At 52.7% G+C, this 22,537-nt stretch carries 17 protein-coding genes; 3 read left to right on the plus strand and 14 right to left on the minus strand.

Annotated elements, in window-relative coordinates; all coding sequences use genetic code 11:
* The first annotated feature begins 8 nt into the window (after nt 1–8).
* Complete coding sequence (ompF, locus tag OGX67_RS19535) at nt 9–1,097, plus strand: porin OmpF (RefSeq protein WP_003035828.1); 1,089 nt, start codon at nt 9–11, stop codon at nt 1,095–1,097.
* A gap of 183 nt (nt 1,098–1,280) precedes the next feature.
* Nucleotides 1,281–2,471, plus strand: a complete 1,191-nt coding sequence (aspC, locus tag OGX67_RS19540; protein WP_003035825.1) for an aspartate transaminase — start codon at nt 1,281–1,283, stop codon at nt 2,469–2,471.
* Nucleotides 2,472–2,524: 53 nt separating this feature from the next.
* Here the strand turns inward: aspC and OGX67_RS19545 are convergent, their stop codons facing one another.
* The 7 genes from OGX67_RS19545 to cmoM all read right to left on the minus strand — a co-directional run bounded on the left by OGX67_RS19545 (nt 2,525) and on the right by cmoM (nt 13,201).
* Entirely contained in the window at nt 2,525–3,172 is a 648-nt protein-coding gene (locus OGX67_RS19545; RefSeq protein ID WP_003035823.1) for an MBL fold metallo-hydrolase, read from the minus strand.
* 28 nt (nt 3,173–3,200) lie between these two features.
* Nucleotides 3,201–3,749 (minus strand): peptidoglycan L,D-endopeptidase MepK, encoded by a 549-nt coding sequence (mepK, locus tag OGX67_RS19550; RefSeq protein ID WP_003035820.1) that lies wholly within the window; start codon nt 3,747–3,749, stop codon nt 3,201–3,203.
* Nucleotides 3,750–3,926: 177 nt separating this feature from the next.
* Nucleotides 3,927–5,678, minus strand: coding sequence for a L,D-transpeptidase (gene ldtD / locus OGX67_RS19555; protein ID WP_257651867.1), 1,752 nt, complete (start codon nt 5,676–5,678; stop codon nt 3,927–3,929).
* A gap of 259 nt (nt 5,679–5,937) precedes the next feature.
* Nucleotides 5,938–10,398: a chromosome partition protein MukB gene (gene mukB / locus OGX67_RS19560; protein WP_003035811.1), complete on the minus strand. Its 4,461-nt coding sequence runs from the start codon at nt 10,396–10,398 to the stop codon at nt 5,938–5,940.
* Nucleotides 10,398–11,102, minus strand: a complete 705-nt coding sequence (gene mukE, locus OGX67_RS19565) for a chromosome partition protein MukE (RefSeq protein WP_003035809.1) — start codon at nt 11,100–11,102, stop codon at nt 10,398–10,400. Before mukE ends, mukB begins: the two co-directional genes overlap by 1 nt.
* Nucleotides 11,083–12,405 carry a chromosome partition protein MukF gene (gene mukF / locus OGX67_RS19570; protein WP_003836877.1) on the minus strand — a complete coding sequence of 441 codons (1,323 nt, stop codon included), beginning with the start codon at nt 12,403–12,405 and terminating at the stop codon, nt 11,083–11,085. The genes mukE and mukF overlap by 20 nt, the downstream gene beginning before the upstream one ends.
* Nucleotides 12,398–13,201: a tRNA uridine 5-oxyacetic acid(34) methyltransferase CmoM gene (gene cmoM / locus OGX67_RS19575; protein WP_003035803.1), complete on the minus strand. Its 804-nt coding sequence runs from the start codon at nt 13,199–13,201 to the stop codon at nt 12,398–12,400. Before cmoM ends, mukF begins: the two co-directional genes overlap by 8 nt.
* 135 nt (nt 13,202–13,336) lie before the next feature.
* On the opposite strand from cmoM, the gene elyC reads away from it, so the two are divergent.
* Nucleotides 13,337–14,113: an envelope biogenesis factor ElyC gene (elyC, locus tag OGX67_RS19580; protein WP_257651865.1), complete on the plus strand. Its 777-nt coding sequence runs from the start codon at nt 13,337–13,339 to the stop codon at nt 14,111–14,113.
* Here the strand turns inward: elyC and OGX67_RS19585 are convergent.
* From OGX67_RS19585 to OGX67_RS19615, 7 genes are all read right to left on the minus strand, one after another.
* A complete protein-coding gene (locus OGX67_RS19585; protein ID WP_003035798.1) occupies nt 14,090–14,983 on the minus strand; it encodes a YcbJ family phosphotransferase in 894 nt (297 codons plus the stop codon). The genes elyC and OGX67_RS19585 overlap by 24 nt on opposite strands.
* Before the next feature lie 164 nt (nt 14,984–15,147).
* Nucleotides 15,148–15,894, minus strand: a complete 747-nt coding sequence (gene kdsB / locus OGX67_RS19590) for a 3-deoxy-manno-octulosonate cytidylyltransferase (RefSeq protein ID WP_003035796.1) — start codon at nt 15,892–15,894, stop codon at nt 15,148–15,150.
* Complete coding sequence (ycaR, locus tag OGX67_RS19595) at nt 15,891–16,073, minus strand: protein YcaR (RefSeq protein ID WP_003035793.1); 183 nt, start codon at nt 16,071–16,073, stop codon at nt 15,891–15,893. Before ycaR ends, kdsB begins: the two co-directional genes overlap by 4 nt.
* A gap of 51 nt (nt 16,074–16,124) precedes the next feature.
* Nucleotides 16,125–17,357, minus strand: a complete 1,233-nt coding sequence (locus OGX67_RS19600; RefSeq protein WP_032936338.1) for a winged helix-turn-helix domain-containing protein — start codon at nt 17,355–17,357, stop codon at nt 16,125–16,127.
* 41 nt (nt 17,358–17,398) lie between these two features.
* Nucleotides 17,399–18,376 (minus strand): tetraacyldisaccharide 4'-kinase, encoded by a 978-nt coding sequence (gene lpxK / locus OGX67_RS19605; RefSeq protein ID WP_003035787.1) that lies wholly within the window; start codon nt 18,374–18,376, stop codon nt 17,399–17,401.
* Entirely contained in the window at nt 18,373–20,121 is a 1,749-nt protein-coding gene (gene msbA / locus OGX67_RS19610; protein ID WP_003035784.1) for a lipid A ABC transporter ATP-binding protein/permease MsbA, read from the minus strand. The genes lpxK and msbA overlap by 4 nt, the downstream gene beginning before the upstream one ends.
* 36 nt (nt 20,122–20,157) lie before the next feature.
* Complete coding sequence (locus OGX67_RS19615; RefSeq protein ID WP_286527028.1) at nt 20,158–22,422, minus strand: ComEC family protein; 2,265 nt, start codon at nt 22,420–22,422, stop codon at nt 20,158–20,160.
* Nucleotides 22,423–22,537: the final 115 nt, after the last annotated feature.

Consider the following 22,537-nt stretch of genomic DNA (forward strand, 5'->3'; position numbering starts at 1 on the left):
AATAAATAATGATGAAGCGCAATATTCTGGCAGTGGTTATCCCTGCTCTGCTGGTAGCCGGGGCAGCTAACGCTGCAGAAGTTTATAACAAAGATGGCAACAAGCTGGATGTATACGGTAAAACCGTAGGTCTGCACTATTTTTCTGATAACGCTGGCAACGATGGCGATCAGACTTATGCCCGTCTTGGTTTCAAAGGGGAAACTCAGATTAATTCCGATCTGTCCGGTTACGGTCAGTGGGAATACAACTTTGCCGGTAACAACTCCGAAGGCGGCAGCGACGCTCAGAATGGTAACAAAACCCGTCTGGCATTTGCTGGTCTGAAATATGCCGATCTGGGCTCTTTCGACTACGGTCGTAACTACGGTATCGTTTACGATGCCCTGGGTTACACCGATATGCTGCCAGAATTTGGTGGTGATACCGCGTACAGCGACAACTTCTTCGTTGGCCGTGTAGGTGGTGTTGCGACCTACCGTAACTCTAACTTCTTCGGTCTGGTTGACGGCCTGAACTTCGGTATCCAGTATCTGGGTAAAAACGAGCGTGATGGCAATACCGGTCGTTCTAACGGCGACGGCGTTGGCGGTTCTGTAAGCTACGAAATGGATGGCTTCGGTATCGTTGGTGCTTACGGTGCAGCTGACCGTACCAACGCGCAGGAAAACTCTTTCTACGCTAACGGTGGCAAAAAAGCTGAACAGTGGGCAACCGGCCTGAAGTACGATGCTAACAACATCTACCTGGCAGCGAACTACGGTGAAACCCGTAACGCAACCCGCCTCTCCACTACCCAGAATGGCGTGACCACCAGCGGCTTCGCCAACAAAACGCAAGATTTCTTTGTTGTCGCTCAGTACCAATTCGATTTCGGTCTGCGCCCGTCCATCTCCTACAACAAATCTAAAGCGAAAGACGTAGAAGGTGTAGGTAACGAAGATCTGGTGAACTACATTGAAGTAGGCGCAACCTACTACTTCAACAAAAACATGTCCACCTATGTTGACTACCAGATCAACCAGATCGATTCTGACAACAAACTGGGTGTGAACTCTGACGACACCGTAGCACTCGGTATCGTTTACCAGTTCTAATAGCAGACCTCTTTGTTAAATGCCTTAAAAACAGGACTTCGGTCCTGTTTTTTTATATCTGCTAGCAAATTCTTGCGTCTTAAAAAAACACCTCAGCTTTTCGTCAGTAACGGTTGGCATTTTGTAAATCTACCGTTAACCTGATAGCGGACTTCCCTTCTGTAATCACTATGGAACCTCGTCATGTTTGAGAACATTACCGCCGCTCCTGCCGACCCCATTTTGGGTCTGGCTGATTTGTTTCGTGCCGATGACCGCCCTGGAAAAATAAACCTCGGGATCGGTGTATATAAAGATGAGACAGGCAAAACGCCGGTACTGACCAGCGTTAAAAAAGCCGAGCAATATATACTGGAAAATGAAACCACCAAAAACTACCTTGGCATTGACGGTATTCCAGAGTTTGGTCGTTGCACTCAGGAATTACTGTTTGGTAAAACGAGTTCGCTTATCAACGATAAACGCGCACGTACAGCACAGACCCCTGGCGGCACTGGCGCACTGCGCGTGGCAGCTGATTTTCTCGCAAGAAATACGTCGGCTAAACGCGTATGGGTGAGCAACCCAAGCTGGCCGAACCATAAGAGCGTCTTTAACTCTGCCGGTCTGGAAGTTCGTGAATACAACTATTACGATGCAGCGAACCACTCATTAGACTTTGATGCGCTGCTGGCCAGCCTCAGCGAAGCTCAGGCTGGCGATGTGGTACTGTTCCACGGCTGCTGCCATAACCCAACCGGTATCGATCCTACGCTTGAGCAGTGGCAAACGCTGGCTCAGCTTTCTGTCGAGAAAGGGTGGTTGCCGCTGTTTGACTTCGCATACCAGGGCTTTGCCCGCGGTCTGGAAGAAGATGCAGAAGGTCTGCGCGCATTCGCCGCGCTGCACAAAGAGCTGATCGTTGCCAGTTCCTACTCCAAGAACTTTGGTCTGTACAATGAGCGCGTAGGTGCCTGTACGCTGGTTGCGGCTGATGCTGAAACCGTCGACCGTGCGTTTAGTCAGATGAAATCAGCCATTCGCGCTAACTATTCCAACCCGCCAGCGCACGGCGCATCCGTAGTTGCCACGATTCTGAGCAATGACGCGCTGCGTGCCATCTGGGAACAGGAACTGACCGATATGCGCCAACGCATTCAGCGCATGCGTTTACTGTTCGTGAATACGCTGCAGGAGAAAGGTGCGAACCGCGACTTCAGCTTTATCATCAAACAGAACGGCATGTTCTCATTCAGCGGTCTGACAAAAGAGCAGGTTCTGCGTCTGCGTGAAGAGTTTGGTGTCTACGCTGTCGCTTCCGGACGTGTAAACGTTGCAGGAATGACGCCAGATAACATGGCGCCGCTGTGCGAAGCGATTGTCGCAGTACTGTAATCTATCGCGTACAAAAAAGGCCGCAATAGCGGCCTTTTTATTTATCTGCGGTATTACCAGACAGGCATTTCGTCCTGCAGGAACGGGTTATGAAGCCGTTCGTTACCCAGCGTAGAAAGTGGGCCGTGACCCGGAATAAACGTCACGTCATCGCCCAGCGGCAACAGTTTACGTTTAATCGAATCGATCAGTTGGCTGTGATCTCCGCGCGGAAAATCGCTGCGCCCTACGCCACCTTTGAAAATCACGTCACCCGAAATCAGTAACTTTGATTGCTCATCAAAGAAGACCACATGTCCCGGTGTATGACCCGGACAATGCAACACCTGCAACGTCACGTTGCCAACGCTGACCCGATCACCTTCGTTCAGCCAGCGATCGGGCGTCAGCGGCTCACAATCGCCCAGGCCAAACATGCGGCTCTGCGCAGGGAGCCCCTGTAGCCAGAACTCATCTTCTTTTTCCGGACCAATAACCGGTACACCATAATGCTGTGCCAGTTCAGCTGCCGCCCCAACATGATCAAGATGACCGTGAGTAAGCAGGATCTGCATTAGCGTCAGACCGCTGGCATCCACTTCCTGTTTGATTTTCTCGGCATCGCCGCCGGGATCGACCAACGCGGCCAGACGAGTCTGCTCACACCAGATTAGCGAGCAGTTCTGGGCGAATGCAGTGACCGGAATAATACGATAGTTCATACAGCTCCTGTTTCATTAAGCTTATGGATCACCAGTGCCGTGCAGGGCCGGTGTCGATATGCACAAAGTTACTGCTGGGGTAGTATCCTACACCACCTGCGCGCATAGATAACGCAGCTTTGCGAATATTACTTAATGCGATGCCTTCAATATGGAAATCCATGGCCTGGCCTTTGGTGTGGTAGCTTTTCTTGGCCACACCGCGACTGCGCGCACGTAGTTCATTATTGGTATCGACGGAACGATAACCGGAGATCAGCTGTACGGGTTTACGCGTACCCAGCAGGCCCTGCAGACGGAAGAGTTGATCAAACAGTCCGGGGTCAATGGATTTCACTTTATTGGCCCGAAAATCACGGAAAAAGTGGTTAAGTTTTGCTAATTCGTCCTGAATATAGCCCCTGCCATCAAAAAACTCTGCTTTTATTGACTCACCGGTATGCAGGTTATTCAGAGTCAATATACGCGGACGTGGGGTAGAGAGTGTTGCAAACGCAGGCGTAGGCAGGATGGCAGCGCCGAGGGCAATACCACCAAGCGCCAGCAGTTTGCGGCGATTAGCGTCAAATTTGTCCATGGTATTAAGGTCTACAAGGTCAATGTTATCGTATGTATGCTCTAGCGCACGCGGGAAACCTTATCTGGCTAAGTAGTCCACGTCAAGGCTCCCAACCCCAGGAAATACGGGGCTCACAGCCATTTTGCCCCGTTTCCAGCATAACTTACGACAATCATTTTCCTCGAACTGCTTCATTTATCTGATTAATTGCTCGGCTTTTGACACAATTTGTGCGCTGGATCGCGCTGTCAGATCGTAATTGTAAATATCTGTACGATACTGCGTGCGACCATCCGGGCCAACAAATGCGGTCAGATAGTAGAGGTTGACCGGAATATTCTGGCGAATATTCACGTACCGCGTATCCCCTTGCTTCAGGGCATCCGAGATGCGGGTATCATTCCAACCCGCGTCCTGTAGCAGCATATTCGCCAGCTCAGATGCCTTATTCACACGCACACAGCCGGAACTTAACGCCCGCGTATCTTTCTGGAACAGATTGTGGTTCGGCGTATCGTGCAGATAAATAGCGTCCGAACTCGGCATATTGAATTTATAGCGTCCGAGCGAGTTACGTGCGCCCGGAGCCTGCTGAAAGCGGAACGGCAGATTGGACGCAGTGATGGTGGCCCAGTCAACCTGCCACGGATCTATCGTCTCTTTACTGTTCCAGCCGCGCATTACGGTATAGCCGTGACGTTCAAGATATCCCGGATCATTCCATAACTTAGGCAGAATATCTTTTCGGGCCAGCGTCGGTGGAACGTTCCACGGTGGGTTAACGACCACATTATTCAGCGCACTACTCATCATCGGCGTTTTGCGATCTGGACGCCCGACAATAACGCGCGAGGCCAGCACCTGATTGCCATTCTGATAATAAACCAGCGAATAGGCAGGAATGTTCACCATGATACCGGTAGACAGCCCACTCGGTAGCAGTCGCAAGCGCTGAATATTTAACGCCAGCACGCCCGCACGCTGAGCGGGCGTCACGTTCAGCCAGTCACGCGTGGCAGGGCCAATCGCGCCATCGGCGCCAAGTCCCTGCCACGTCTGAAAACGCTTTACCGCATCAACCAGTTCACGATCGTAGGTGCCACGACCTTCTTTGCCAGACGTACTGACGGCAGGCTCCAGCATCCCGGTTCGTCGCAAAATTTCACGCAGCGCAGGGATGTCATTACTCCACTCCCCCGGACGTAGCGTTGCTGTACTGGTGAGCTGCGGCCAGGGATGTGTATCACCTACCAGCTTGAGCAGCGATTCATGCATGGCTGCATACTGCGGATGCTGAGGCGCCAGGCTGGCAACAAACGAAGTTAGTTGACCGTTATCCAGTGCGACCTGCCACTGGTTGATGACAGAAATCGGCGGCGTCGTTAGCGCATAGGGCTTATCGCTGTAAAGCCAGCGATTACCTTTGACAGGTATATTAGCGATAAAGTGCAGATACCCCATCATCGCATCCGAGAGCACAATGTCTCTCGCCTGACCGGTTACTGCCGGATCAGTCAGAAGTGCAACCCAGGTAGTAAACTGCGGCTGAAAGCCAGCAATCGCGACCTCGGCCAACTGTTGTTGAAAGGCCTTTACCGCATCACGATTTTCCCACATCGGCTTCATTTCACGTGCGGCATACAGCAGTTCCAGCTGGCTCATGTAGACCGGCGTATAGCCTGCTGGCAGTTGAGAGTGTATTTCGGCGCGGGCTTTATCGACAGACACGCCTTCTGGCAGCGGTTGAATACCCGCCATGATAGCCGTCGCAGAAGATTGAACCTGCGGCTGCGATAACGCTGTTGGCTGTTCACTGACGGTCGCAGAGCTATCGCCAGGGATCATTTCAGGCTCATCGGCCTGCGCATTGAACAGTGGAGCGAATGTTACGGCCAGGCATAAACTGATTGCCGACAGCCGACGACCACACATTTTATTAAGCAACATCCCTTGCCCCCTGTTTTCTTTATCATACTCTGAATAGCCAGGCCGCCTGTATTCCCCTTTATTTTGACGGGGGCGGACCTGTAAAACGCCAATACAAACTGAAGTATGACGAGCAAGCCCGTGACGCGTTGGGCTTACCTTTAGTATATAAACATCAAAAAGTTTTTGCCTAACCTAATGTAAAGAAGTCTAAAGAAATTACACCAGGCATAACGTCTTTGCGGAAAAAAATAAGGCGGCCTTGTAGCCGCCTTTTTGCTTAGCTTGCCTGCGAGGAGGCATCTTCAGTCCCCGGCAGTGGTTCCGGTAACTGAGGCGCAAATCCGCGCAGCCCCACCACATGAACGTGCTCGGTGTTTTGGAAGACTTTACGCACCAGTTTGTAGGTGGTGCCTTTCTCTGGGCTGATGTTTTCCGGCGCAGCGATAATCAGCTGCATCTGCAAACGCTCACACAGCTCAAACAGAGTCGCAATAGAACGCGCATCGAGTCGTGCTGCTTCATCAAGGAACAGCAGGCGGCAAGGAGAGATGTCTTTCCCGCGCAATCTGCGACCTTCATCTTCCCAGCTTTGCACCACCATCACCAGAATAGACATCCCGGTCCCGATCGCTTCACCCGTTGACAGCGCGCCAGATTCAGCACGCAGCCAGCCGTCAGAACCACGGTTAACCTCAACTTCCATTTCCAGATAGTTACGATAGTCCAGCAGCTCTTCACCAATGGTTTGCGGCGTGCGTTGCCCCATGTCGATCTGCGGATTCAGGCGCTGATACAGCTTCGCCAGCGCTTCTGAGAAGGTCAGGCGATTGCTGTTAAACAGATCCTGATGCTGTTCATGTTGCTCTGAAAGTACGTCCAGCAAGGTAGCATGCGTTTCACGCACATTGACGTTCAGGCGAACGCTGTTAACCTGGCCAAACGACACACTTTGCAGCCCCTGGTTCAGCATGCGAATACGGTTCTGTTCACGCTGAATGGTCTTACGAATAATGTTCGCCACGCTGCGTGAGCTGATCGCCAGTTTCTGTTCACGAGAGGTTAATTCTTCCGTCAGACGGCTCAGCTCAATCTCCATCTGTTCGATGGCTTCAACCGGATCGTCGGTACGGATAATATCCTGGCGAATACGTTCACGCAGATGCTGGTAAACCGCGACGAAGAACTGGATTTTGCGCTCTGGGCGTTTTGGATCTTCAGACATACGCAACACATCGCGCAGGTGTTCGTTATCCGCAACCGCCAGACGTAGCGCACCGAGCGCCTTATCCGACATCGAACGCAGTTCGTCACCGGAAAGATAGGCCAACTCGCGACGGTGCAGACGACGTTCCACACCGTTATCTTTCACCATCCGCATGACTGCACACCAGCCGGCTTTGGCGGTGACTACCTGCTCACGCATTTCATGATAATCACGTTCCAGCTTGCGCAGTCTGCGGGTCAGGTTTTCCATCTCCGCTTCGCAGAAGGTCAGTGCTTTCTCAAGTTGGTTGCGGCGTGCACGGTTGTTGCTGAGCTGCGCATGCAGTTCGTCACGACGGATACGCGCGCGCTCTTCGGCACCGCTGTCCGCACGAACACCAATATCCTGCAGTTCACGTTGTAAATCGTTAAGCAGCTCTTTTTTGGTGTCATAAGAGCTTTTTAGCGATGCCATGACCTGGTTATACTGGCTTAACTGTGCAGCATGACTGCGCAGCGCCTCACGAGCGCGGGTACGTTCGGCTTCCGCCTGTTCCAGGCGTTCACGCAATTTTTCGTTTAGATCGCTATTACCGCTCAGCATTTCGGCTGAGTCGGAATAACTAAAGTGAGCCCGACGCTGTACGACTTCAGTCAGCGCAAAAGCCTGCTGACGTGCGTCGCGCTGCATCTGCTGGGAATACGTATAGTCTTCCTTCAGCTGTTCAAACTGCTCAGGGTCATTTTGCAGAACTGAAACGATAGGTTCCAGTTTCGCCAACTGATTGCCATGTTGCTGTACAAAACGCGCGGCTTCCTGAGCTTCATCCAGACGCTCGCGAATTTCGTCCACACGATCGGCCAGCGTGTCATCGGCCAGCAGATTCAAGCGCGGCAGCAGGCGGTTCAGCGCGGAGACACCCTCTTTCGCCTGTTCAAACTGCATACGGCTTTGCTGGTTATCATTTTCATGATTAGTCAGCGCACGTTCCAGTTCAACGCGACGGCCATTCAGTTGGCGAATTTCCGCTTCTGGATCGGCTTCAAACGCCACCGACAGATGGCTGCCGATAAAGCGGCTGAACGCCTGATGCAGACGCTGGGTTTTCTGGACATCAAAGGAGAGCGTGGCGAAACGTTCAGACAGCCCTTCACGCTCGGCATGCAGGGTTTCGATACGGCTTTCACGGGCTGCACGACCAAAAATAGGCACCTTCGGGAAGCGGGAATAACGCCATTGACGCTCGGCGGTTTTCACCACCACCGCATTTTCCAGTTCATCAACGCTGAAGACGCTATCATCAAACGACTGCGGATCCCCTTCGATGAAATAGAGATCTTCCGGGCAATCCGTCAGCCCTTCAAGCTGTTCGGTAATTAGTGATAGATCCGGTACCACGATGGCATGGCGCGAAGGACCATACAGCGCAGAGAAGTACGGGGCATCTTCAAGGCTAACGTCATCATAAATTTCTGACAGCAGCACGCCGCCAAAGCGTTCCGCCAGCGCGTTCAGACGCTGATCTTCCGCCCCGCCCGGCTGACTTAAACGTTCAATCTCTTCATCAACCGCATTTTTACGTGCACCGACTTCATCACGCTCAACAATGGCCTCACGCTCGCGCTCCAGCAATTGTTGCAGATACTCGGTCACATCCTGGCTGGAGGTAAACTCTTCGCCACACTGCTCGCTAAGCTGATTCAAGCTATTTTGCGCAGCCAGCCAGACAGGTGCCCGCTTCATCAAATGCTGAATACGGGATTGTAGCTGTTCCTGTTCCTGACGCAGCGTCATACGCTGTTCGCTGGCAGACGAGACGCTGTCCGACAAGGCGGCGATGCGCGCTTCCAGTTCCTGGTGCAGCGCTTCCAGCTCATCGATATCAAACTGTTTACCCTGACGCTTGCAGAATTCGGCCAGCAGACGCTCGGCATCCTGCTGTTCGCGCAGACGCTGCTCCAGTTCGCTCAGTCGCATACGCAATGGCTGAACCTGTTCCGCCAGGTGGCGCTGTTCAACGCCTTCGCGCAGCAGTTCACGCGCCACGCTCCAGGCTTCACTACGTGCCAGCGGGCCGTTGATAGCCGCCACCAGCTGATAAGCCTGTTCGAACTGGCTATGCGCGGTTTGCGCCACGCTCATTTTTTGTTCAAGCGTTAGCAGTTTTTCAGTGGCTTCCTGCTCTTTGGCCTGGAAAGTCTCCAGCCATTCGGCGGCGCTGTCGGCTGTCAGATCCGGTAGGTGGCAGAGCTCTTTCGCCCGATTTAGGGCCTGGATCGCCTGGGTATACTGGATGGCTCGCGTCTGCTGGACGTCCAGCGCCTGCTGGTAATCGGCAAGCTGGCTTTTCAGCTCATCCACTTCCAGTTCGGCGGCTTCCGCGCGGGCTTCGTTTTCATCCTGGCGGTCAACGGCTTCCGCAACCACCTCATTTTGTTCTTCAAGACGGATCTGCAGTTCTTCGAGATCCGCTTCGTAGCGTTCAATTTTTTCCTGCTGACGCAGCGCGGTTTGCACCAGATTCAGGTGATCGCTCGCGGCCTGATAATCGGCTTCCAGATCGCCTTCGGCGCCGTTATGCTCGCCCAGTTCACGCGCCATATCCACGTGCTTGTACTGCTCTGCCGCCAGCTGCTTACGTGAGGTATACAGTTCACGACGATATTCCAGTGCTTTATCCAGATGGATACGACGTTCGTTGGCGTGGCGCATATAATCCGCAGCCACATAGTTGGTCGCTTCGCTGATCAAATGCTTAAACAGGTCGCGGTCAGACTGGGTTACGCGAATCGCTTCCAGCGTCATGCGGTTTTCACGCAGCGCGGCTTCCATATCCTGGAACGCTTTACGGACGCCGCCGTTTTCCGGCAGCAGGTAGTCACGCAGTGAACGGGTAATGGCGCTGGAGATCCCGCCGTACAGCGAGGCTTCAATCAGACGGTAGAATTTACTACGATCAGACGCGGAGCGCAGACGACGGGCAATGATGCCCAGATCGAACATCAGCGAATGATAATCGGTTATTGAGTTGAACTGCTTAAACTGCACACCTTCCATCTCATCAAGCTTCTCTTTCAGCTCAGGTAGAGACAGTACGCGCGCCTGGCGTTCGTTCAGCGTTTCCGTCACCAGTTGGGTTGGCTGTACCGACATCGGCAGCCCCTGAATGGCAAACGGTTTGATATCCACTTTGCGATCACGACCCGCAACCTGTTGCAGACGCACACCCACGACCACGCGCTGATGACGCGAGTTGAGGACGTCGAGCATTGAGTAACAGACCCCTGCTTTCAGCTTACCGTGCAGACCTTTATCACGTGAACCGCTGGTTGCACCAGCTTCGGTGGTGTTACGGAAATGCAGCAGGGTTAAGTCCGGAATGAGCGCCGTAACAAATGCCGCCATGGTGGTGGATTTACCCGCACCGTTACCACCGGACAGCGTGGTGACCAGCTCATCGAGATCAAACGTACGGGCAAAAAAACCATTCCAGTTAATCAGCGTAAGTGAGCGAAATTTACCGCGTTCAATCATTATTCTTCTTCTCCACTGTCCGGCTGATTCTCTTCGGGCTCATCGTTGAGCTGCAGACGGTTCTCTACCGCCATCGCTTCACCATCACGAATTAAGCGACGCTGTGCTTCACGCGGATCGTCACCGCTACGCACATCCGCGCCAAAGCGGAAGACAGATTCTGTAATACGGAATTTGCTGCTGTCGTGGCCCAGAAACCACACCATGCCTAAGCGGCGCAAGCGGTTGAGCGAAGAACGCACTTTTTCCTGTAGCTTCTGGCGGTCAACGTCAGAACCGGTTGAACGGTTGTTCACCAGCTTCAGCAGTTTGGCTTCATCCGCCAGCGTTAACAGCTCGTCATACAGCTCTTGCTGGGTAAAAATCCCTTCGTTCGCCAGGCGTTCCGGGCTGAGATAGAGATAGCAAAGAATTTTACCCACCATCATGTCCAGTTCAGACAGGACCGAACGCGGAATGAGCGTCGTTGAACGCGGACGAAGGTAAAAGAACCCTTCCGGCGCACGGATCAATTCCACGTTATAGCGGCTGTAAAACTCTTCAAAATATTCCTGAAAATCCATCAGGAAGGCATGATTATCCAGTTCATCCAGACCGATATGGCGGCCCGAACGTAAGGCGCTATCCAGCGCCGGAAATAACGGATTCGCCAGCGCCTGCGCCAGCTTTACCGGCATCACTTGTTCAATATTTGTCAATGACATGCGCCTGTACCTTGGCTCCGTAATCATTAATCGGCTGCCATTTGGCTGGCAGTCCGGTGAAGTCTGCTTGCGCTACGCCAAGGCGTACCGCCTGATCGATAACAATACGCGCGACGTCGAAATGACGCGCACGTGGGTATTGCGCCAGATACTCGCGCACTACCAAACCGAGATCCAGTGGTGTTTGTCTGGATTTGTAGATAGCCAGCTGTTCTTCGATGATCGCCGCCAGTTGTTCACGGATCTCGTTAAATTCTTCATATTCCAGATCTTCCGGAAGTTCACCGGTGACCTCTTCGTCGCGTAGCACCATCTCCTCGTCACGCATATCCAGCAGACGATCGGCGTTGGCATAGGTCAGCGCCCATGGGTCGTCAAAGTAGGTCTGGACAGACTGACGCAGACGCTGGGCGAAGACGCGATTTTTATCCATATCGATCGCGGTACGGATAAATTTATGCACATGACGATCGTAGCCGATCCACAAGTCAATGGACTGCTGACCCCAGCTAATAATGCGGTCGAGCTTGCTTTGTAAATCAAACACCAGCCGATCAACAAAATGCAAATCATCATGCGTCATTGTGGCGTCCTGGATGCGTAACAGGTTAGCCTGCAGCTTATCCCCCGCCGCTTCCAGCGTATCCTGCAGTTCACGCAGCGTACCAGACGTTTCAGAAAGCAGCAGTTCACAGCTGGAAATCGCCGCCCTCCAGTCTTTGTTTAGCAACTGTGCGATGTCGTCTTTTACCTGCTGCTGCTGTTCATCCATGATGCGCTGGGTCAGATCGATACTGTCGAAAATCTCCGCCACCGAGTATTTCAATGGCGCATAGACGTTGCGGTGCCAGTGGAACTCATCGCCACCTTCCGCTGCCGCATCCGCCGCGCGCTTCAGTTCGCCTGCAACAATCGACAGTTGCATGGAAAGACGCAGCGTAGAGAACTCGCGCTGACGAATATAGTAATCTGTGATGCCAATCCCGAGCGGCGTTAAACGGTAAATGGCGTTGCCTTCAGCCTGCTCGCTGGTAAAGCGGTTCAGCAGACGTTGACGCACCATGTCGTTGATCGCGTTGTTGGCGCGGACGCCGATGGTTTCGCTGGTTTGCTCAAACGCATCACTCACATGGCGGAACGCATCCACCAGTTCACCTTCACTCATCTCACCGTCAAGTCGCTCACCGTTCAATGTGGCGACCGCCAGCAGGAACGAAAGTCTGTCTACCGGCAGAGAGATGGAGAAGTCATTTTTTCTGGCCCAGGCAACCAGTTCGGGGACTGTCTGGGAAAATTCACTCATAGGTTATCCTTGCATCTGCGGCTCGGGCCGGACGTTTAATCGCGGTGACATGAATATAGCGCCCAAGGCTGATATACGGTTCCTGGCGGCAATAGCGCGTTTCTATTTCTGTTAAAGCATCAAAACAGTCATGCTGTTTTTGTTTATCACGCAGATAATCATGAAACACCCTCACGCCCGTTTTACCGGTTATCTCCCAGCCAATCTCCTCCAGCCAGCCATAGACCTGCTGAGGGTCGCGCGGGAAATCGGGAGACAACGTGCGCCGTTTCTTTTTATACATTCCCTGCTGTACATAGCCGAAATTACCGACCAACACATTACGCATCAACAGGCCATTTGCATTGTAGAACATCAGCGATAAAGCACCGCCCGGGCGTAACATCGACCACAATGTTTTTAAGACGGCTTGTGGATCGGCCACCCATTCCAGCACAGCATGAAACAATATCAGATCAACCTGAGAATCCAAATGCTGTGGGATGTCCTGAGCGGCACAATGTATAAAATGCATGTTGTCGCTCACACCTTGCTCTTCTGCCGCCCGTTGCGCTCGCGCCACCATCTCAGCAGAAAGATCGCACAAGGTAACGTGATGGCCCCGCTGCGCCATCAGAATGGCTGTCTGCCCTTCTCCGCCACCCGCATCAAGCACACGCAATGTCTGGCCCGCGTAGTCGGCAAGAAGTTTGTCCAGATCCTGCCAGAGGATCGTCTGGCGAAGCTGACCTTTAGTGGTGCCGTAAATGTTACGGGAAAACTTCTCTGCAATGTCATCAAAATTGCGATCCCGCATCGGGCTCTCCACATGCTGGCTTTAGGGTGACTAAGTAAAACCGCTATTTTGTCACACCCACGCCGAGAATGAACCTTCCTGGTGTAATATCGCTGCAGATCCCCTGCTGTATGGTTAAAAAAGGAACCAAAAAGGATGCTTTTTACGCTGAAGAAAGTGATTGGCGGTATGATGCTGCCACTTCCGCTAATGCTCATTATCATGGGTATAGGCCTGGCGCTGCTCTGGTTTAGCCGCTTTCAAAAAACAGGGAAAGTGTGCATTAGCCTGAGTTGGCTGGCGCTGTTACTTCTTAGCTTGCAACCCGTCGCTGATAGACTACTGAAACCGATTGAGGACAGCTATCCAACCTGGCAGGATACACAAAAAGTGGAATACATTGTGGTGTTGGGCGGAGGGTATACCTGGAATCCTCAGTGGGCACCAAGTTCAAACCTAATCAGCAACAGTCTTCCGCGTCTGAATGAAGGTATTCGCCTCTGGCGTGCTAATCCGGGATCGAAGCTTATCTTTACCGGTGCTGCGGCAAAGAGCAATAGCGTCAGTACTGCAGAAGCGGGAGCCCGCGTAGCGCAGTCACTGGGTGTGCCACCCGGTGATATCATCACGCTGGATAAACCTAAAGATACTGAAGAAGAAGCCGCAGCAGTTAAGCAGGCCATCGGCAGCGCGCCGTTCCTGCTGGTGACCTCCGCATCGCACTTACCACGAGCAATGATTTTCTTCCAACAGGCTGGACTACACCCGTTGCCCGCGCCGGCTAATCAGTTAGCAATTGATTCACCGCTAAATCCGTGGGAACGCGCGATCCCCTCTCCCGTCTGGTTGATGCACAGCGGTCGCGCTGGTTACGAAACATTGGGTCGCATCTGGCAGTGGTTAAAAGGTTCAGGCGAGCCACGGCAGCAGTGATTTCGTTGCCAGATCAAAGTTGGTGCGATTAAAACGTCCGGTGTTGACTAGTTGCGCCACCTCATCCCATAACACATACAGCCAGCGCCGCCAGATGAAGGACTCCGCCACGGGCGCGCGTTGCAGGTATTGCCAAAGCAGGCTTTCCGCCAGCGCGTTATCCATTAAACGGAACAATTCATACTCTCTGGGTGCCCACAGCATCAACCCCGGTCCCACCATGGCCAGTAGCTGATCGCTACGGGCGTCTTTGAGCATGCTACGTAAACTGAAATTACCGTGGATCAGTACGCAGTTATCATTGAATCCTTCAAATAAAGCGGGTAAACACTCACGGGTACGAAACAGGATCCGCTTATCCTGCATCGTCAAGCCAGTATTGTTGAACTGATTTAACGTGGTCCACAGTACCTCAACACGCTGGCGATACCAGGATGGCCAGATATTCTCTTGCGTGTTATCCACCATTCCCACGCAGCCACGGCTATCCTGCCGATGCCATGACAGCAGACCTTCTACGATCTGATCTTTTAAATGTTCCCAGCGTTCGGGCGTTCGGGCTGGCGCTTCCACCGGCACACCCCGTAAACGCTCAAGCAGTAACACATCGGGGCCGGGATGCTCTTCGTGGGTCAAGACCCCGTAAATGACGGGCATACGCACCGTACCGCTGCGCGCTAACATGGAGGTTTTCCATGCCAGTTGCTGCGCCATACCTGGCGTGGTGAAACTTCTCGCCATCAGCGGCATCGGATTTCCCTGGCTGTCGTACAGTGACCACAGGGCCGTATCCACTTTTTCATTCACGCATTCTATACGACTGAGTTTTTCGCCCAGCAGGTGGCTGAGTTCGGCACGCAACTGTTCCATTTCAGATTGCCCTCATAAATGCTACTGCTTTCATAATGAGCGTCGGGCAGACAGATGTCACCCGGATGAGATCAATTGATGAAAAGAAAAGTGGAGGGAAAGCGCAACGATACGACACTCCTCCCAAAAATACGCATCAATATGGGGGAGTGCCGTGAGAAAAACTAAGGCATTTCGGCGCGAACGCGCTCGAGATCTTCGGTAGTGTCTACGCCGGTACCCGGGACTTCTTTTGCGACGGCAACGTGAATTTTTTCACCGTACCACAGCACTCGCAGCTGCTCCAGCATTTCGATATGCTCAAGCGGGCTAGGCTGCCAGTTAACATAGCGGCGAATAAAACCGGCGCGATAGCCGTAAATGCCCAGATGGCGCAGGAAGGTGTCCCCCACCGTTTCCAGACTTTTGGCGAAACGATCGCGATCCCATGGGATGGTCGCGCGTGAAAAATAGAGCGCATATCCTTCAGCGTCCAAAACGACTTTTACCGCATTCGGATTAAATGCCTCTTCCGCACTGTGAATCGGAGCCGCAAGAGTCGCCATGCCGACCTGACGTTGCGCCAGATTCTCAGCCACCTGGCGAATAATAACCGCCGGAATCATCGGCTCATCACCCTGTACGTTCACAATAACGGTATCATCGCTAAAACCACATTTCTCGACGACTTCCGCCAGGCGCTCCGTACCAGACTGGTGATCGGCGCGGGTCATGCATACTTCCCCCCCCACCGCTTCTACCGCGCGAGCGACATCCTCGTGATCGGTGGCCACGATGATACGTTCAGCACCAGATTCACGCGCACGCTCCAGGACATGCACGATCATTGGCTTGCCGTTGATATCCAGTAGCGGCTTGCCCGGCAGACGAGTGGACGCATAACGCGCAGGAATAATGACCACAAAACTCATGATTTACTCTCATCAGCAGTCAGAACGCGGGCTTCGGTTTCCAGTAACACAGGAATGCCATCACGCAGTGGGAAAGCAAGGTTATCCAGTTTACAAATCAGTTCCTGTTTTTCCTGGTTAAACCAGAGTTTGCCATTGCATACCGGGCAGGCAATGATTTCAAGCAGACGATGATCCATAGTTCCTCCAGATGGACCGGATTGTGAATCCGTAAATATTAACATAATCGCTTAAAGGGCTGGGTCTATTTCCCAACCATGGCGTGCATCAGCAAATAAACCTTCAGGATAACGTCCCAGCGTAACGCGTGTTGCCTGCTGCCAGCGGGCAAAATCGTCAATCGCCTGAAACAATCCTTTTTGCAAAGTCACCCCAGGCTTAACCCCATCCTGTAACCACAGCGAAATCACGTCCAGCACGCCCGTTTTACGGTGCATTTTGGCATCCATTCGCCCAACCAACTGCCCGCGGTGCAGCAACGGCAAGACGAAATAACCGTACTGACGTTTTGGTGCTGGCGTGTAACACTCCAGCCGGTAGCTAAAATCGAATAGCTGCTCTGCCCGTTTACGATCCCAAACCACCGGATCAAAAGGCGATAACACTGCGCTGTGGGTCGCCGTTAATTTGCCCGCCAGCGCCTGTTCGAGTAGCGGCTGAAGGTGGCTATGCAGCCATAGCGTTCCCAGCCCTTCAACGTCGACAGGAATAATCTGTTGCTGTTCCGCCCGTTCGTTGCACCAGTTTTTTAGCGCCGGGCGCTTCAGGCGGTAGTAGTCTGCCAGCCATTGTTCGCGGAAAATCCCCAGACTGCGGGCGCTGTTATCCAGCATAACGCTTTCAGCATCTTCCTGCGAAAGTGGGTCGCGTTCATCGTCCCAGTGTGGCATGACGCGATGGGTTAAATCATACACGCGCTGGAAATTACGCCGTTCCACCACCATCACTTTCCCGGCAGTGAACAGCCCTTCAAGATGACGCTTCTGCGGTTTCCATTCCCACCAGCCGCTGGTCCCCTTGCGTGGATGCTCAAAATCAGCAGATCGTACCGGTCCGTTATGCTGGATGTGCTGGAGCAGTTGCTCAATTTCATGAGCATGTTCTTTCATCCACGCCGCTTTATACTTCCAGCCCATATTCTCCGGGGCCAGCATGCGGTGACGTATCAGCATAAAATCGCTGCGCGGCAAAAAGCAGGCCTCGTGCGCCCAGTATTCCATCAGTTCGCCCTGCTGTAACGAGTCGTCCAGCCATTGGGGTGAATAATCTCCTAAACGACTAAACAGCACCAGGTAAGGACTTCGCGCCACAATATTGATGGTATCGATTTGCAGTAACGACATGCGCGAAATAGTCGCGAGAATATCTGCCGGGGTTGCCCGACGGCGTGTTTTTTTCAGCAGACCTTGAGCGGCAAGGTGAAGATGACGGGCATCCGTCAGAGAAAGGTGCGGCAACGACATCTATGGCCTCATAAATGATTCGCTGCCGCAGCGTGAATCAGTTAGCGAGTCAGCGAGATTAAGCTATCCAGCAACACGTCAGGCCGATCGCCTGACAAATGAGCGTCAACAGGTAAATACCACCAGTTTTCATCGGCAAATGCCCGGCACTTAACCGCATCTTTTTCCGTCATCATCAGCGTTTGCCCGGCGTTTACAAACGCACTGACGTCACTGTAGGTCAGAGACTGATGGTCTGCCAGCGCAATGCTTTTTTGCACGCTGGCACCGCATGCTTTCAGCGTGGCAAAAAAACGCGGTGGGTGGCCAATGCCCGCCATGGCGACAATATTGGGCAATTGCGATACATCACGGCGTTCACCTGTACGTAAATTAACGGCCAGCCCCGGTTCAAGTCGCATAGGGATTTCCCCTGGTTGCGCAACGCCACCGTTAACAATAGTCGCATCCACCGATTTTAGACGACCTGCGCGTTCCCGCATTGGACCAGCGGGAAGCCACCAGCCGTTGCCAAACCGACGTTCGCCGTCAATAACCACGATTTCAACATCTCGCGCCAGACGATAGTGCTGTAGCCCATCGTCGGTCACAATAATCTGCACGTCATGTTGGGCCAAAATGGCTTTTACCGCATCAGATCTTACCGGGGATACCGCTACCGGCACGCCGGTACGTTGGGCGATCAGCACAGGTTCATCACCCGCTTCTGCGGTAGTGGTCTCTGCGGTCAATAACAACGGGTAAGCAGCCGCTTTCCCGCCGTAACCACGCGACACCACGCCCACGCGAATCCCGCGTTGCTGCAGTTGTTCAACCAGCCAAATCACCACCGGTGTTTTGCCATTGCCGCCGGCTGTAAGGTTTCCGACCACCACAACCGGTACTGGCGCGCGCCAAGCGCGTTTCAGCCCAAGCTTGTAGCATAGACGGATCCCACCACTCACCAGGCCATAAAGCCAGGAGAGTGGAAGTAACAATCGCCACAGCGGCGATTCACCAGACCAGATACGTGCGATCATTGACCGAATTGCATTTTGTGTAATTGCGCATAGACCCCACGCTGCTCAATCAGGTCGCTATGGGTTCCGCGTTCGACAATCAGACCATCCTCCACCACGATGATTTCGTCGGCTTGTTCAATGGTTGAAAGACGGTGAGCAATGACCAGAGAAGTACGGTTTTTCTGTAGCTCATCCAGCGCAGACTGAATCGCACGTTCAGATTCGGTATCAAGAGCTGATGTTGCTTCATCAAGGATCAGAATTGGACTGTCACGCAACAAGGCACGGGCGATAGCGATACGCTGACGTTGTCCGCCGGAAAGCAGGACGCCGTTTTCACCAATCACCGTATCCAGACCATTATCCATCTTGTTGATGAAATCCATGGCGTAGGCCATCTGTGCCGCTTTTTCGATCTGCTCACGACTGTACATATCGGTACGCGCGTAGGCGATGTTGTTGGCAACCGTATCGTTAAACAGGTGCACATTCTGCGAAACCAACGCAACCTGATCGCGCAGGGATGCCAGGGTATATTCGCGCAGATCGTGTCCGTCCATCAGAATCTGCCCTTCATCAATATCGTAGAAGCGCGTAATCAGGCTGGCGATGGTGGATTTTCCTGAGCCCGAACGGCCAACCAGAGCAACGGTTTTACCCGCGGGAATATTCAGGTTGATGTTGCGCAGAGCCGGTACTTCACGTCCCGGATAGGTGAAAGTCACGTTGCGGAACTCGAGATCGCCGGTAGCACGCTCGATAACACGTTTACCTTCATCTTTCTCCTGTTCGCTATCCAGAATCGTAAATAAGGTCTGGCATGCCGCCATACCGCGCTGGAACTGCGCGTTGACGTTGGTCAGCGATTTCAACGGACGCATTAATGCGATCATTGAGGAGAAGACAACCGTAATTGTCCCTGCCGTCAGGTTTTCCATTACGCTTGGGAAGCTGGCCGCATATAACACGAAGGCCAAAGCCAGAGACGCAATCAACTGGATGATAGGGTCGGAGATAGAAGAAGCGGAGACCATCTTCATACCCTGCAAACGCATCTTGTTGCTGACCTTATCAAAGCGCTTGGTTTCGACTTCCTGACCACCAAAAATCAGAACTTCTTTGTGGCCTTTCAGCATCTGCTCCGCACTGGTCGTAACCTGCCCCATGGTGTTTTGCATGTTTTTACTGATGCTACGAAAGCGCTTGGAAACCACACGGATCGCCACTGACACAATTGGCGCCAGTACAATCAGGATCAGTGACAGCTGCCAGCTGTAATAGAACATCATGATAAACAGGCCAATGATTGAGGCCCCTTCACGTACCACGGTGATCAGCGCGCCGGAAGACGATGACGCGACCTGCTCTGAATCATAGGTAATACGTGACAACAGCGTACCTGTAGACTGTTTATCAAAAAAGGAGACTGGCATGCCCATCATATGACCAAACAGGCGGCGACGCATGGTCATGACCACTTTGCCTGACACCCATGAGATACAGTAGCTGGAGACATAACTGGTTAAGCCACGAACTATCATCAGCCCAATGACCACCAGCGGCATCCACAGCAGCACCGAACGATCCGTTTTACCAAAACCATCATCCAGTAATGGTTTAAGGAGCGATAACATGAAGGTATCGCTGGCCGCGTTAAGGACTAACGCTATACCCGCCACGATCAGACCCGATTTAAAAGGCGCTATGGTTGGCCATAGTCGGCGAAACGTCTGCCACGTAGAGAGATCTTTATCGTTATGCATTCAAAAAACCAGCATTTGTTAGAATAGCCGCATATTCTACCCGTTATCCTCCGACACGCCAAACCACTGATGATACCAACGAGGTAAAATCTGATCCCGCAAGCTGTGTATTCGCCAGTTTTTTTGGTAAAAATCCAGCGTAATCTGCCCCTGATGTGGTGTATCCAGCCATTGATAATTTTGTTTCCGATAACGTTGCTTCACTTTCCAGGATGGCAGACGCCAGGCGTTGTAACGAGATGCAGAGGCTAGTGCGGCCTGCCCGTCAACTCGCTGAATGAGTGCCAGTGATGATGAAGTATTGCTGCCATGATGCGGAACCTGTACCACCGTAGACTGCAGATGCTGCCAGTAGTGACTTAGCATTTTTTGTTCAGCGGGAGACTCAATATCGCCGGTCAGCAGAACACTCTGATACCCATCATCAACTTTAACCACGCAGGAGTGGTTATTCCCCTGCCCTGTATTTCCACGCACAGGCCAGTGCGCACTGAAGGTTAACCCTTGCCATTGCCAACGTTCTCCGCGAAAACACGGGAGGTGTCCTTTCCAGCCTAGCGGACTTCTTATCCATAGTGATGGCCAGGCTTGTTGTAAGGAGTGCAACCCTCCCCAGTGATCCATATGTTCATGGCTTAAAATGACCCCTTCCGGCTCCAGATTATGCCAACGCAACCAGGGAATAATCAGCTGTTGCGCGCTATCGCCTTCAGGCCATGCCAGACCGGTATCGTAAAGCAGCGCTTTTCCATTACGCACAATCACCATCGCCAGCCCCTGCCCGACATCCAGCATATGCACTTGCCACGCATCTGTACGCGGTGCACGCCAAAGCGGCCCACTCAGCAAAAGTAGCGCAGAGAAACAGACCACCGGTAGCGTACGCAAGATATTTAGTCGCCATGCGATAATCATCATTCCGGGTAAAAATGCGAGCCATTGCCAGCGTGCATCAATATTGATCCACCCTTCAGGCAGGCTCCTGAGCCCCCAAAATAGTAGCGCCAGAGAGCGATCCGCTAAATACCACAGATTCGATTCAATCATCACCAGTCCGGCTAAATGCACGATCATGCCTGCTAATATCAAGGGTACGGAAACAAACGTGACCAAAGGGACGGCAAACAAATTAGCCGGAAACGAGGTCAGACTAAAACCGTGAAACATTGCGATTTGTACGGGAAGAAGCAGAAGCGTAATACCCAATTGCAGATGAGCCAGCGCCAGAAATTGACGACCAGCACGCGACAGCGGCCAGTCCGGGAGCGGTACCCATTGGTACCAGAACAGCAGTGCCGCAACGGCGGATGCAGACAACCATAGACTTTGCGAAAGAACGGCAACAGGATCCACCACCAGAATGGCTGCCAGACAGCAGATCCATACCGACCATCCGCTCCACTGCCTGCTGCTAAGTCTTAGCGCCCCCCAGACTAGCAGCGCAACAACCGTTCGTAATGCCGGGGGTTGCAGCCCCGTCAGCCAGGCATATAATGTTGCGCAGACAATCCCACCCACTAATGGAACCTGCCAGCAAATCCATCTGGCGGGCATAAAAAATTGTCCCGCGCGAATTATTCCGGCAGCCAGAAGTGCAGCAAACGCAATATGCAGCCCGGAGATAGCCATCAAATGAGCCGTGCCGGTATCACGCATAATCGTTTTCACCTCTGGTGACACGGACAAGCGCTCACCCATTCCCAGACCCAGTATAACCTGCTGCCAGGGATAGTCGGCGAGTACCGTTTTCAACGAGTCGAGAAATCGCGAACGCAAACTGCATTGTGGTGTGATAACCGAAGCCTGTAAGAATCGCCCCGTCAACGGTTGATGCTGCGCCAATGCGAAACGCTGGCTATCAAATCCGCCTTCGTTTAATTGACCGTGTACGGCGCGGACTTTCAACGTCATCGCCCATGTCTGACCCGCACAAACATCACCGGGTAAATACTGTCCGTACAAGACGATTCCTTGTGCAGGAAAGATTCGTTTCCCCTGAAGGTGAGTGATTTGGCCGTAGTGCGTTGTCATATTGTCAGTTCCGGTTATCCGCACAATGGCTTGCTGGGTTTTCGCAGGCAGCGTATTACCGGCCCACAGAGCCTCTTTCGCAGCCAGGATTCCCCAAAGAAAAAACAGCAGGGTTAGTCCGGCGGAACGTATGTATTTGTGGGGGAGAAAACAGAGCAGACATGCCAGACAAAATACAATGCCGATACACAACATGCCTGGCAGCGTAGGTAATAGCATGAGTGGGAGAATGCCGAATAATGCACACGTACTCACCGTTGTTATTTTCATCAATAATCTCCCTGTTACAGGGAGTGTGCAGTACTCTTCGACGGTTGTCTGGCATCAATTTATCGTTATACGACCTGAGTTCCGCAGACATTTAGTGGGGGTTGTAACGTACAAA

The sequence above is a fragment of the Citrobacter sp. Cf118 genome (assembly GCF_030334095.1).
GTDB classification, from domain to species: Bacteria; Pseudomonadota; Gammaproteobacteria; order Enterobacterales; family Enterobacteriaceae; genus Citrobacter; species Citrobacter freundii.